This is a genomic window from Endozoicomonas sp. Z74, from assembly GCF_057680865.1.
In genome coordinates this window covers 57,790-70,027 of sequence record NZ_JBLYZI010000003.1, presented here as the reverse complement: position 1 = coordinate 70,027, position 12,238 = coordinate 57,790, and the positions used below count along the sequence as shown (strand labels likewise).

Annotated in this window: 14 protein-coding genes; 9 read left to right on the top strand and 5 right to left on the bottom strand. The window is 53.0% G+C overall.

Annotation, left to right across the window (positions count from 1 at the left end; all coding sequences use genetic code 11):
- Position 1: 1 nt before the first annotated feature.
- The 9 genes from ACNRUY_RS01390 (at position 2) to ACNRUY_RS01350 (ending at position 7,926) form a co-directional block, all read left to right on the top strand.
- The gene (locus ACNRUY_RS01390) at positions 2-1,000 is read left to right on the top strand and encodes a tetratricopeptide repeat protein (protein ID WP_488109843.1); all 999 of its coding nucleotides are present in this window, start codon (positions 2-4) and stop codon (positions 998-1,000) included.
- Positions 1,001-1,132: 132 nt separating this feature from the next.
- The gene (locus ACNRUY_RS01385; protein ID WP_488109842.1) at positions 1,133-2,131 is read left to right on the top strand and encodes an SEL1-like repeat protein; all 999 of its coding nucleotides are present in this window, start codon (positions 1,133-1,135) and stop codon (positions 2,129-2,131) included.
- Between the two features lie 202 nt (positions 2,132-2,333).
- Positions 2,334-2,546 carry a hypothetical protein gene (locus tag ACNRUY_RS01380; RefSeq protein WP_488109841.1) on the top strand — a complete coding sequence of 71 codons (213 nt, stop codon included), beginning with the start codon at positions 2,334-2,336 and terminating at the stop codon, positions 2,544-2,546.
- Between the two features lie 273 nt (positions 2,547-2,819).
- Positions 2,820-3,299 (top strand): PTS N-acetylgalactosamine transporter subunit IIB, encoded by a 480-nt coding sequence (gene agaV / locus ACNRUY_RS01375; protein ID WP_488109840.1) that lies wholly within the window; start codon positions 2,820-2,822, stop codon positions 3,297-3,299.
- A 98-nt stretch (positions 3,300-3,397) separates the two neighbouring features.
- Positions 3,398-3,841 carry a PTS galactosamine/N-acetylgalactosamine transporter subunit IIA gene (agaF, locus tag ACNRUY_RS01370; protein WP_488109839.1) on the top strand — a complete coding sequence of 148 codons (444 nt, stop codon included), beginning with the start codon at positions 3,398-3,400 and terminating at the stop codon, positions 3,839-3,841.
- A gap of 2 nt (positions 3,842-3,843) precedes the next feature.
- A complete protein-coding gene (gene nagA / locus ACNRUY_RS01365) occupies positions 3,844-5,040 on the top strand; it encodes an N-acetylglucosamine-6-phosphate deacetylase (protein ID WP_488109838.1) in 1,197 nt (398 codons plus the stop codon).
- A 289-nt stretch (positions 5,041-5,329) separates the two neighbouring features.
- Positions 5,330-6,184 carry a tagatose bisphosphate family class II aldolase gene (locus tag ACNRUY_RS01360; RefSeq protein ID WP_488109837.1) on the top strand — a complete coding sequence of 285 codons (855 nt, stop codon included), beginning with the start codon at positions 5,330-5,332 and terminating at the stop codon, positions 6,182-6,184.
- Positions 6,185-6,275: 91 nt separating this feature from the next.
- A complete protein-coding gene (gene agaW, locus ACNRUY_RS01355; RefSeq protein ID WP_488109836.1) occupies positions 6,276-7,046 on the top strand; it encodes a PTS N-acetylgalactosamine transporter subunit IIC in 771 nt (256 codons plus the stop codon).
- Entirely contained in the window at positions 7,036-7,926 is an 891-nt protein-coding gene (locus ACNRUY_RS01350) for a PTS system mannose/fructose/sorbose family transporter subunit IID (RefSeq protein WP_488109835.1), read from the top strand. The genes agaW and ACNRUY_RS01350 overlap by 11 nt, the downstream gene beginning before the upstream one ends.
- A gap of 111 nt (positions 7,927-8,037) precedes the next feature.
- On the opposite strand, the gene ACNRUY_RS01345 is transcribed toward ACNRUY_RS01350, so the two are convergent.
- From ACNRUY_RS01345 to ACNRUY_RS01325, 5 genes are all read right to left on the bottom strand, one after another.
- On the bottom strand, positions 8,038-8,256 hold the full coding sequence (locus ACNRUY_RS01345) for an ROK family protein (RefSeq protein ID WP_488109901.1): 219 nt from the start codon (positions 8,254-8,256) through the stop codon (positions 8,038-8,040).
- A 21-nt stretch (positions 8,257-8,277) separates the two neighbouring features.
- The gene (locus tag ACNRUY_RS01340) at positions 8,278-8,403 is read right to left on the bottom strand and encodes a hypothetical protein (protein ID WP_488109834.1); all 126 of its coding nucleotides are present in this window, start codon (positions 8,401-8,403) and stop codon (positions 8,278-8,280) included.
- Positions 8,404-8,692: 289 nt separating this feature from the next.
- Complete coding sequence (locus ACNRUY_RS01335) at positions 8,693-9,808, bottom strand: SIS domain-containing protein (RefSeq protein ID WP_488109833.1); 1,116 nt, start codon at positions 9,806-9,808, stop codon at positions 8,693-8,695.
- Between the two features lie 85 nt (positions 9,809-9,893).
- The gene (gene agaR, locus ACNRUY_RS01330) at positions 9,894-10,721 is read right to left on the bottom strand and encodes a transcriptional repressor AgaR (RefSeq protein WP_488109832.1); all 828 of its coding nucleotides are present in this window, start codon (positions 10,719-10,721) and stop codon (positions 9,894-9,896) included.
- A gap of 201 nt (positions 10,722-10,922) precedes the next feature.
- Positions 10,923-12,047: a YibE/F family protein gene (locus ACNRUY_RS01325; RefSeq protein WP_488109831.1), complete on the bottom strand. Its 1,125-nt coding sequence runs from the start codon at positions 12,045-12,047 to the stop codon at positions 10,923-10,925.
- Positions 12,048-12,238: the final 191 nt, after the last annotated feature.

The following is a 12,238-nucleotide window of genomic DNA, read 5'->3' as shown; positions in this document are numbered from 1 at the left end:
AATGGCAAAACTGAAATGGCTGTTCTTTATACAGCTTACCTTGTTCTCAATCACAGGGTGGGCCGCAACCTACCAGGAAGCCATGACTCTGTACAATGCCCACCAGTTCAAACAGGCAAGAGAGGCTTTTCAGCCTCTTGCAGAGAAGGGAAATCCAGAAGCTCAATATTATCTGGCATTGACCCTGCTTAGAATTCCTGGTGGGCAGACCTTTCAGTCTCGAAGAGACTCTGGAAAGTGGTTGATGGAATCGGCAAACAATGGCAACCCCTATGCTATGTGGCGGCTTTCTGATCAGGGTGGGAGCTCAAACCAGTGCGCTTTTTTTGGTTGGCCCTGTAAGGATAAGAGCCTATGGAGGAAAAAAGCCATTGCAAAATGGAGAGAGCAGGCTGAACAAGGTAAAGGGGATGCTATTTATTATCTGGCAAACTATGATCTTGGCTGGAAAAAGTGGGTTCCTTTTTTGAACAGTTATTTAAATGATAGAGGGGTTAAAGAGTCAGTATTATCTGGATATGACAGGGGAGCCACAGTTTACGCAAATAAACTTGACCAATCCACTTCCATTGATGACCGAAAAGAGGTTGTTCACTATTTGGAAATAGCAGCTAAACGTGGCTATGCACCAGCAATGTCAAAGCTAGCCGACCAAGGGGAGGTTATTGGTGAAGATGTTGCTCTTGACTGGTTTGTGCAAGCAGCAGAACATAACTGGCCAGGGATTACCGGTAATTTGTCATTTTATTATGGAAGGGAAAAGAAAGCCTATGAGTCATATAAGTGGGGAGTAATAGCAAAGAAGTGGGGCGAGAACTGGTATGGCTGGGTAGAGGACAAAACAGCTCACCTTATGTCTGATGAGGAGAGGAATAAAGGTGAGGCAAAAATGCTATATGATCAGCTGTCAGATGCTGATAAAGCTCGGGCACAAAAAGAGGCGGAAGAGTGGCTTGAGGGGCGAACTCCCAATTATTTTGAGCATGAATTGAGTTTTTAATCAGTATTATGGCTTGGATCAATGTTCTCCCTCTGGTAGGAGGGAGGCTTTTATTGTTGCCGTTCATCTTGATGAAATTTTGATTAAAGAGTGCGGGCGCTTACTTTCCGATCAGGTTAAGGCTGAAAGAATGTGAAAGAGAAGTTGGCAAAGATTCTGATCCTCCTGTTTGTTCTGGTCATAGCAGGCTTTGCTTATGCCGAGAGTAAAGCGGATTTGGACACGGCAATCGAGACCTATTATTTTGGGCACTTTCAAGAAGCGGTTTCTCTGCTTAAACCTTATGCAGATAAAGGTGATGCGGTAGCTCAGTATTTTCTGGCTTTATCCTTAGTTCGAGTATCAGGTCACTCATTTGAGGATCGGCATCAGTCTGGCCAGCTTCTGCTGAAGTCTGCTGAGAATGGCAATCCTTATGCGATGTGGCGGCTTTCTGATCAGGGTGGTAGCTCAAACCAGTGTGCTTTTTTTGGGTGGCCTTGTAAGGACAAGAATCAGTGGCGGAAAAAGGCCATTTCAGAATGGAGAGAGCAGGCTGAACAAGGTAAAGCGGATGCTATTTATTATCTGGCAAACTATGATCTAGGATGGGAAAAGTGGATACCTTTCTTGAATGGTTATTTAAATGATAAGGGAATCAAAGAGTCTATATTATCCGGTTACGATAGAGGGGCTTCCGTACTTGCCAATAATTTGGACAAAAATGCCTCCGAAGGTGAGCGTAACGAAATACAAAGGTACTTAAAAATTGCGGCTAATCGCAATTATGATCCAGCCATACGAGAACTTCTTTATAGCTTTAAAGAAGAGTTAGGTGGTGATGGAGTATTTGAATGGGCAACAAAATCCGCAAAACTAGGTGGTGCCTCTGCATTGTTAAGTGAATATTATGAAAAAGGTGTGGGAGCGAAGCCATCGGATTTTAATGCCTATAAATTTTATAAGGTGACTGACTATTACTATCCGATAACCTCAAGATCGTTCATGGATGCTAAAGAAAATCGCAAGAATCGTCTTGAGCTGCTGCAGTCTCGGTTGTCTTCAGAGGAAGTCGCCTGTGCAGATCAGCAAGCGGAAGAGTGGGTTAAAAAGTATCCAAAACGAGCCTTCGGCCACCCCCTGGATTTTTAAGTCAATCTCACAAGGTCGGTTGCCACGGAGCAGCCGACATTAGGTGGTAGCTGGAATAGATGAGTCTGAGTGAAGTAATGGCAAAACTGAAATGGCTGTTCTCTATACAGCTTGTCTTGTTCCCTAACCCTTGAGATTGCAGTAGAACACCGAAACCCACATTTCTGTGCTTTTAGCTTCTATTGGTCACAGGGCGAGCTTTATGGGCAACGGAAAACAACTAACCCCTGCGGGCTTCCAGGATCAGGTAAATCCTTACTTGATCACCCTCTGGCCCTGCCAGACATTGAAACCTCTTCCCTGTAAATACCCGAAAAACGATTTTGATCGTCTGGCTACACTGCACTCGCCGGAAGATTGCGGACCTGATAGAGCGACTGAACGGGAGGCTCCCGGAATCACCCGGTGTTTCTGAGGCTGAGGAAAAAGTAGAGGCTGTTCTGTCGGGTGCTTTCTGTCGAAACTTTTCATTGATGCTTTTTTGTAGTTGTTTTCGAAACATTTATGCTTTCAAAACCTTTTATTGCTCCAGCTCAACATTTTAAGTTTTGCCTGTGACTACAATGAATCCCGCTTATAAACGACAAGGGATGATTAGTGATCATCCTGAGACCAAGGCTGGTTCCTGACAGGGCCTGATGTCCCTGAACGAGGGAATAGCCACATAATCAGAAGAAGTGGGGTCAGCATGAGTTCACCGAATATTGCTCTGGTACGCATCGACAACCGGCTGATTCATGGTCAGATTGCCGTGACCTGGAGCCACCACGCGGGGGGAAACCTGATCCTGGTGGCCAACGACGCTGTTGCTGAGGATGGCGTCCGGCAGAGTCTGATGGATATGGCCGCTCCTCCGGAAATGGCTACCCGTTATTTCTCCATCCAGAAAACCATTGATGTGATTCATCGTGCCAGCCCGGCACAGAAAATCGTACTGGTGGTGGAGACGCCTCAGGATGTGTTGCGTCTGGCTCGGGGGGGCGTGCCTTTTACCCGGGTGAATGTGGGCAATATGCATTTCCATGAAGGCAAAACCCAGATTCATAAAACCGTATCCGTGGACCAGTCGGATGTTTCCGCCTTCCGGGATCTTCATGAGATGGGGATTCAATGCACCATCCAGCGGGTTCCCCAGGAAGAGGCGGTGGATATTCAGTCGGTCCTTTAGCCTGCTTTTCTATAAAAATACGGCTTTTGTCTTTCAATGGACCTGGCGGGTGATTGATCAGCCGGGTCCGTCAATGCTCACTATTTCGGAGAATGACCATGATTGGGGTGATTGTTACCGGACACCTGAATTTTGCCAGCGGCCTGCAATCCGCTTTACAGGCGATTTCCGGTGATGAACGACAGGTTGAGTATGTGGATTTTCTGGAGTCCATGTCCACCCAGGAGCTGGAGCAGAGTTTGCGTGCTGCGGCTGATCGCGTGGATACCGGTGACGGGGTGCTGTTTCTGTCGGACCTGCTGGGAGGCTCACCTTATCAGCAGGCCGTGCGGGTGGCAGAGGATCTGGCCTGTGCGGATGTGATCTGCGGCACTAACCTGGTGATGGCGGCTGAAGCCTTTATGGAACGGGAGCAGAGGGATATGGATGCGCTGGTGAAACATGTGCTCAGGACCGGGCTCCAGAATATCAAAAGCCATCGGATGCAGTCTTATTCCATGAACAGACGTCCGGCGGCCAGTACACCGGCCGGTGGTATTTAGTCATGTCTGCCCGGCTCCTGCCCGAGGGATTACCTGAGCGATACTGCCTGACGGCGGCAGAGGTGTTTACTGACCAGGGTGTCCAGCCGGGTAGTTTTGTCCATATTGATGGGGGACGAATCAGCTCCATAGAGGACAACGCGCAACCAGGTTATCCGGTGGTGAACCTTGGCCAACGGAAATTGCTGCCGGGGCTGATTGATGTGCATCTCCATGGCCATGCCGGATGCGACACCATGGATGCCACTCCGGAAGCCATGGCAACCATTGCAGCCAGCCTGCCCACTTACGGAGTGGTGGGTTTTCTCGCGGCGACTGTGACGGCTCCCATGGATCGCATTTATAAGGCGCTGGCCAATGTCAGACAGTGTATGACTGCATCGGTGGGAGAGTGCTCATCAGCGGAGCTGCTGGGCAGCTACCTTGAGGGGCCTTTCTTCACTCCCGGGCACAAGGGGGCGCATTGTGAAGCCTGGTTTTTGCCACCCCGTCTGGAGGGTTTGGCAGGGCTTCTTGAGGTGGCCGGGCATTCCCTGAAAGTGGTGGCGCTCGCTCCTGAAACCGACGGGGCTGTTGAGGCGACTCGTATGCTGAACCGTTCTGGAGTGAGAGTGGCGATGGGGCATACGACAGCGACTTATGAAGAAGCAAAGGCCTGTATTGATGGAGGAGCGACCATTGCCGTTCATCTTTTCAATGGCATGAGTGGCTTTCACCATCGTGAGCCCGGCTGTGCCGGAGCTATTCTTACCAGTGACCAGGTGGTTGCGGAGCTGATTGCCGATGGGGTGCATGTGCATCCCGGTGCCCTGAAGTTGGCCTGCCGTTGCCTGCCTGTCCGGCAAAGGCTTCTGATAACCGATGGTATCAGTGCCGGGGGGCTTGGGGATGGCGTTTATGCCCTGGGTGGGCAAAAGGTTGAAGTGGCAGGTGGGGTAGCTCGAATGGGTAATGGGTCTCTGGCGGGTAGCACCCTGACGTTGAACCAGGCGGTTCGTAATACAGTGCAGTGGGTGGGAGTGTCGGAGTGGGAGGCCGTGACGATGGCATCGGAGGTGCCAGCTATGCTGGCTGGAGCCGGTCACCGGCTTGGCCGTATCGCCGCGGGTATGGAGGCCAGCCTCACAGTTGCAGATGATGATTTCAATATAGAGCTGACCTTGATCAGGGGGCGGCCGGTGTTCTCCAGGCTGTCTTGAGGGAGAGTTTACTGGCTTGTGCCCTCACCCAAACCCTCTCCCGGAGGGAGAGGGCTTTAAACGATTGAACCGCCAAACTCTTTCCGTGAGGGTAAAGGCTGTAAATGTTTGCACTGCTAAACCCCCTCTCCCTCTGGGAGAGGGCTGGGGAGAGGGCAAAGGTGAATGGCTCATGGCGAAGACATCAAGACCAGCTACCGAAGTCCCGGCATACCCGTGGGGTTACCTGATGATTAATAACGACAGAACCTGAATAGCTGCATTTTCATCGTAATAAGGAAGGATAACAATGACTCTGGTGTCTACCCGACAAATGCTGCTGGATGCCCAGCGGGATCAATACGCGGTTCCTGCCTTCAATATCCACAACCTGGAAACCGTCAGGGTGGCCGTGGAGACGGCGGCCGCAATGCGCTCTCCGATCATCCTTGCCGGAACTCCTGGCACCATCGCCTATGCCGGGGCGCCCTATCTGGTGGATATCGCCGAAGCGGCGGCCCGCACCCATGATATTCCGGTGGCCCTGCACCTGGATCACCATGAATCGTTTGATGCGATCCGGCCCCTGATCGACCTGGGGGTGAAGTCGGTGATGATTGACGGCTCCCATCATGATTTTGAAACCAACATCCGGCTGGTTCGGGAGGTGGTGGACTATGCCCACGCCCGGGATGTCACCGTGGAAGCTGAACTCGGACGGCTGGGGGGGCAGGAGGATGATCTGGTGGTGGATGAGAAGGACGCGCTTTATACCCATCCGGACCAGGCTGCAGAGTTTGTGGAGCGCACCGGCATTGATTCTCTGGCAGTGGCCATTGGCACGGCCCATGGCCTTTATCAATCCGAGCCTCGCCTGGATTTTGAACGGCTGGCAGATATAAGGCAGAAAACGTCGATTCCGCTGGTGCTCCATGGGGCTTCCGGCATTCCCAATCAGGCAGTACACCGTGGCATCGAGCTGGGGATTACCAAGGTCAATATTGCCACGGAATTGAAAATTGCCTTTGCCGATCAGGTGAAGCGGTTTTTCCGGGAGCACCCCCAGGCCAATGACCCCAGGAAATATATGGAGCCGGGGAAAAAAGCCATGGGAGAGCTGGTGGCGGAAAAAATAGATATGTGCCGGAGCGCCAACCGGGTTTGACGGCGGCCGCCAACGGTGAACTACACGACAGATAATGGTTGATAGATAAAAAACCGGATTACGACTTTGTTCAACTGGGGAGGGGGGAGTCATGCTATTTGAAGCATTGATGATTGCAATACTGGCGGGCATCGCCGGTGTTGATCTGTTTAACGGTTTGACACATATACACCGCCCGCTGGTCACTGGGCCTATTGTCGGGCTGATTCTGGGGGATGTTCAGACGGGCCTGATTACCGGCGCTTCGCTGGAACTGGTGTGGATGGGAATGGCGCCACTGGCCGGGGCCCAGCCGCCTAATGTGGTGATCGGGGGCATTATCGGGGTGGCGTTCGCCATCCTGACCCAGTCGGAGCCTCAGGCGGCCATCGGCATTGCGGTTCCTTTTGCGGTGGCGGTGCAGGGGCTGATTACTCTGTTATTCACCCTGTTCTCACCGGTAATGCACCGCTGTGATGCCATGGTGGAAAAACAGAACTGGAAGGGCATCGAGGCGGTGAACTACCTGGGGATGGGCTTTCTGTTCTGCTTCTATTTTGTCCTGGCCTTCCTGCCGGTTTATTTCGGAGCGGAGCAGGCCAAAACCGTGGTTGAAGTGGCACCTCCGTGGCTGATGCACGGGCTGGGTGTGGCCGGAGGACTGATGCCTGCCATTGGTTTCTCCATGTTGATGAAGATTATGTTCAAGCAGAGTTATATCCCTTATTTCATCGTCGGGTTTCTGGCGGCGGCTTATCTGGAGTTGCCGGTGATCGCCATTGCCCTGGTAGGTGTAGCCATAGCCCTGGCGGATTATTTCCAGAATAACCGGCTGGCCGCCCAGGCACCACAGCACAGCGGAGGTATGAACGATGGCATATGATCAATCCCTGGAAATGAATGCCAAGGCTGAGCGGATGCTGGCCCGGGCCCAGGAAACCAGCAAACTGGACAGTGATGAGTATGAAGATCAGGCGCCTGCGGCGGAGCTGACCCGCAAAGACATCACCCGCATGGCCTGGCGGTCCCTGGCTCTTCAGGCGTCGTTTAATTACGAGCGGATGCAGGCCTCCGGCTGGCTCTATGGCCTGATTCCGTCACTGCGGAAAATTCACCGGAAACCGGACGACTTCAGTCGTTCCATGAAACTTCATATGGAGTTTTTCAACACCCATCCCTTCCTGGTTACTTTTGTGATGGGTGTGGTTCTGGCCATGGAGCGCACCAAGGAGAGGCTGTCGGTGATCCGGGCCATTAAGGTGGCCACCATGGGACCTTTGGGGGGAATCGGCGACGCCCTGTTCTGGCTGACCCTGCTGCCGATCTGTGCAGCCCTTGGGGTTTCGTTGGCCATGGAGGGTAGCATCGCCGGGCCACTGCTGTTCCTGGTGCTGTTTAATATTGTCCACTTCGGGCTTCGCTTTGGCCTGGCTCATTATGGTTACCGGGCCGGTTCCCGTGCCATCAGCGCCTTGAAAGAGCATACCCAGAAGCTGTCCCATGCGGCCACTATTATCGGGCTGACCGTGGTGGGGGGACTGATTGCTACTTTTGTCCGGCTGCAGATGACCGCGGTGGTGGAAGTCGGCAAGGCCAGTATCAGTCTCCAGGAGGACTTGTTTGACCCGATTATGCCAAAGCTGCTGCCCCTGGTGTTCACCCTGGTGGTGTTCTCCTTTATCCGGAAAGGGGTATCGCCACTGAAAATTATTGGAGGCATTGTGGTGCTGGGGTTGGTCGGTTCTTATTTCGGGATGTTGTAGGAAAGCTGTTTTCCCAGTGAAAAAAAAGCCCCTCAGGCTTCAGCCTGGGGGGCTTAATGTTATCTGTATAATCGGTTTTATCTTCGTAGGCCTGTGGCAAGAGACAGTCAGCTATAGCTGACTGCCCAGTATTGCCGCTCCCCGGACGCCACTGGCATCACCATATCGTGGGGGAAGCACTTCTGGGAGAGGCACTCCCCGGAATAAGTGCCCGGACATGCGTTTGGGGATCTGGTGGTAGTTTTCCTCCACCTTTGAGATACCTCCGCCCAGTACGATGACATCAGGATTGAAGGTCAGCACCAGGTTGGCAAAAGCGGAGGCCGTGATATCCGTGAAGCACTCGTAGGACTAACGGGCCTGAGTGTCGCCACTGCGATACAGGGCGATCTCTATTTTAGTACCACCGATATCCAGTCCGTAATGCATGGGGACTCCTGTCGGGATTCTGTTGCGCTTCGCTGAGCTCAGCAGCAACCTACGGCAATCCAGAAGTATTTTGTGGAAGCTTCAAGGCTGACATTTTACGCAGGCTGCGGCTAAACAAAGTGAAGCGCAAAACAATGGCCAGAAGCCTGTCGGACTTACGACAATTTCGGCCTAAAATCCAGAAAGAACGGCCTAATCTGTCAATGAATTCGATTAAATAGACCGGCTACTTGTGCCTTTAGGCCCTTTGGGTCCTATGGGTATTTGCACGAATCCATCGAAAGATTTGACTCGTTCTACTGAATTTTATGCTCGAAAGCATAAGCCCGACAGGCTCCTAGTGATAAATAGTGACACCCTGGACAACCCGGTTGTATTCCCCGGAGGGGCAGGGGTTGTCAACGGACAGTTGCAGACCCAGAGCGCGGTAAAAGGCCAGGGCCTGGGCAAACACCAGAAAGGGCAGCGACAGTGCAGGGTCGCCCAGTTCCTGTGCCGGGTGGACAAGCTTTCTGGCATCCAGCACTACGATTCTGGCGGCGTTGTTTTCTTTCCTCAGCTCGTTCAGTAGATCCTGATCGTAACGGCGGGCCAGTGGGTCGTTGGACATCAGTAATACGACCAGTGTCTGGTCATTGATGACGGACTTGGGTCCGTGACGGAAGCCCAGGGTAGAGTCATGGAAGCTGAGGACCTGGCCTGCTGTCAGCTCCAGGGTTTTCAGGGCGGCTTCACGGGCAATGCCTTTTAATCCCCCGGTACCGAGATAGACCAGCCGCTGGTAGTTGAGCCTGGCCAGTTCGGCGGTTTCTGCAGCCATGGAAGCCAGCAGGCCCTCAGTAAGGTCTGCCGCCTGGTCAAGTTGCTCAGCAGGTGTACCAAAAATCATCATGGCTGCCACCAGCATTGAGGAAAAACTGCTGGTCATTGCAAGACCTTTGTCGTTAGTTTCCTCGGGCATAACCAGGGTCAGGCCAGCATTCCTGCTGAAAACCTGGTTGGCAAGGGCGCCATCGGGATTGCAGGTGAGAATCAGGTGGTGACACTCTGACAGTCTCTGTGTGGCGATATCGATGGCGGCAACGCTTTCCGGGCTGTTGCCGGAACGGGCAAAGGAGACCATCAGGACCGGGCGGGGATCGCTGAAATACTGGGCGGGGGCTCCCACAATGTCGGTGGTGCTCAGCGCCTCAAAAGGCCGTCCGGTGATCTGCTGGAGCCAGGGAGCAAGGGCCTCACCGGCAAAGGCGGAAGTGCCGGCACCGGTTAACATGATTCGAAGGTCACTTTGGTCAAGCAGTGGTTTGATAAAGGCGTCTATAGACTTGCGTTGACGTTCAATAAGGGCGCAGGTCTGCCGCCACAGTGCCGGTTGCCGGGATATTTCCATTGCCGTGTGGACGGAACCTGCCTGTTCCAGCCATTGCTGGCTGAGTCCGAGATAGTGGTTCAATGTGATTTCCCCCTTGCATCGTAACAGAAGTCAGAATACGGACCCGGCAAGCTCGGTTCTGTTGATGCAGGCCTTTGATCAGGATTCAGGGAACATCAACAGTGATGACCTCAACACCCTTGCGGGTTAGCTCGGTTCGATAGTTTTCCGGGATTCCCGTGTCAGTCACCAGGGTGTCGATGCCGTCAAAGGGCACGATGACCTGATAACCCCTCTTTTCAAACTTGCTGGAGTCCGCTACGGCAATGATCTTTCGGGCGACCTGACACATCAGCCGGTTAAGGTCGGCTTCGTGGTCAAAGTGTGTGGTCACGCCCGACTGCAAATCATAGCCATCCACCCCCAGAAAGAGTTTGTCGAAGCGGAACTGCTGCAGGCACTCTTCCGCCTGCCTGCCGTAAAATGACATGGATTTCTGCCGGAACCGCCCTCCGGTCATGATCAGCTGAATGTTGTTAAAGGCCGCCAGCTCCATTGCGACGTTAAGGCCATTGGTCAGCACCACCAGGTCGTTCAATCCCCCCAGTCTTCTGGCCACTTCCTGGGTGGTGGTGCCGGAATCCAGGATGATGCTGTCGCCATCCTCAATCAATTGTGCTGCCGCTCTGCCCAGCAGGCTTTTCACGGCGTGATTCTGTGTCGACTTTTCCTGGAGTGACCGTTCAATAGGGCTGGACTTGCAGGCAATGGCGCCGCCCCGGGAACGAATCAGCAGTTTTTTCTGGTTCAGGTGGTTCAGGTCGTTACGGATTGTGACGGTGGATACCGAAAAACGATCTGCCAGCTCCTCAACCTCCACTTTGCCTTCATCTGACACCAGTTGAATGATTTCTTCACGCCTGGACAGCGTTTTCCGGCTGGTGGCTGCCGATGAAGAAGGTGTGACAGTGGGAGTATTATATTTGCTTTTCATAATCTTTCACAATCTTTCGAAATTGATTTAAATCAAGGGTTATCTTATTTCAAATGCTTCTTTTCTAATGAGTGTCTCTCGTATTGTCTGACTGTCATCAGTATTTGAAAGCGTTTTGTCGTGGCATAGAGTATCACTACCGTGGTCGTTTTATAAACCACTTGAAAATGGTTAATCCGGTTAATCTATTGCAGGCGATGTTTATGCCGTCTTGATCCTGTCTTTCAAAGAAGCGCGGCCGGTGGACGTGCAATACAGCCAGCCGCTGATATAGGCCGTCAATGGAGCAACAATCACCAGTGCGATGGAGCCGATAACTGTGCGGGTGATTTCCACCGCCACCAGTTTCATGTTCAGGATCTGGAGCAGACTGGTATCCCGGCTGACAAACAGCATCAGCAGGGTCAGATAGCCTCCGGAATAAGCCAGCAGCAGGGTAGTGGTCATGGTACCGATGACTACATTGCCCACATTAAAGCCGGCCCGGACCAGTTTTTTCCGGCTGATGCCCGGGTGATTTTTCTGTACTTCCAGCATGGTGGCGGCCATATCCATGGCTATATCCATGGCTGCGCCACTGGCTCCCAGAATGATGGCGGCATACAGAATGTGCAGCATATTGAGGCTCATGCCGGTTTCAAACAGCAGGGGTTGGGCCATGGGCTGGGTCATCCCGTTCAGGTGGAGCAGTTCCCCGAGCAGGATGGATGCGGTAGAGGCGATGGTGAGTCCGGCCAGGGTTCCGAGAAAGGCGGCAATGGCAACCCGGTTGCAACCCGCTACGGTGAAAATGATCAGGGCAGAAAGGGTAATCAGTGTGATCCAGCACCAGAGAATGGGGGAGCCTCCCTGCAGCAGATTGGGAACCAGCAGTTTCCAGATCACCAGGATACTGCCAACGAAGGACAGCAGAGACTTTATTCCTGTTGTCCGGGAATAGGCGATCAGCAGGGCGGCAAATACCACAAAGAGCGCCACCAGAATGGGCAGGCGGAAGTGGGCAACCACTCTGGCTGTCAGGGTTGCGCCGGAAGGTTGAAGGGCAGCCAGGATCAGGTCACCAGGCTGATAGATTTCATCAAACTCCATGGCTCCGGCAAGGTGATTCCGGGCATTGACCGTCCTGGCTCGGTGTTCGCCATGAAGGACCTTGATGGTCATTCGCTGTTCCCCGAGCTTTGCCGTGCCAACGGTATACAGACGGCTGTTGTCGACAGTGACCACTTTGGCAATCACCTCGTCGGGGCTGCTCCACAGAAGCGTTTCTGTGGCTGAAAATAAGCAGACCAGCAATACTGCCAGGCTGAGGAAAAGGCCTCGGTTCATGTCCGGTTATCCTGCCATTGTGTCAGGGGCAGACCGGGGCTCCGGGGTATACCCGTCGCCTTCCAAGTTGCTACTTTGTTGGCTGCAATCACTCGCCCCAGTCACTTAGTGTGTCTAAGCTCCTGGGGCCTCATTCTTTTGCCGCCTCGTAGCAACTTGAAATCCTTTGGGTATAAACCCCGGTCTGCACT

Bases quoted from the DNA above. Each gene is read 5' to 3' on its own strand.
- agaW (WP_488109836.1), top strand. From the start codon at position 6,276: ATGCTATTTGAAGCATTGATGATTGCAATACTGGCGGGCATCGCCGGT.
- ACNRUY_RS01350 (WP_488109835.1), top strand. From the start codon at position 7,036: ATGGCATATGATCAATCCCTGGAAATGAATGCCAAGGCTGAGCGGATG.
- ACNRUY_RS01390 (WP_488109843.1), top strand. From the start codon at position 2: ATGGCAAAACTGAAATGGCTGTTCTTTATACAGCTTACCTTGTTCTCA.
- agaV (WP_488109840.1), top strand. From the start codon at position 2,820: ATGAGTTCACCGAATATTGCTCTGGTACGCATCGACAACCGGCTGATT.
- agaR (WP_488109832.1), bottom strand. From the start codon at position 10,721: ATGAAAAGCAAATATAATACTCCCACTGTCACACCTTCTTCATCGGCA.
- ACNRUY_RS01325 (WP_488109831.1), bottom strand. From the start codon at position 12,047: ATGAACCGAGGCCTTTTCCTCAGCCTGGCAGTATTGCTGGTCTGCTTA.
- ACNRUY_RS01380 (WP_488109841.1), top strand. From the start codon at position 2,334: ATGGGCAACGGAAAACAACTAACCCCTGCGGGCTTCCAGGATCAGGTA.
- nagA (WP_488109838.1), top strand. From the start codon at position 3,844: ATGTCTGCCCGGCTCCTGCCCGAGGGATTACCTGAGCGATACTGCCTG.
- ACNRUY_RS01360 (WP_488109837.1), top strand. From the start codon at position 5,330: ATGACTCTGGTGTCTACCCGACAAATGCTGCTGGATGCCCAGCGGGAT.
- agaF (WP_488109839.1), top strand. From the start codon at position 3,398: ATGATTGGGGTGATTGTTACCGGACACCTGAATTTTGCCAGCGGCCTG.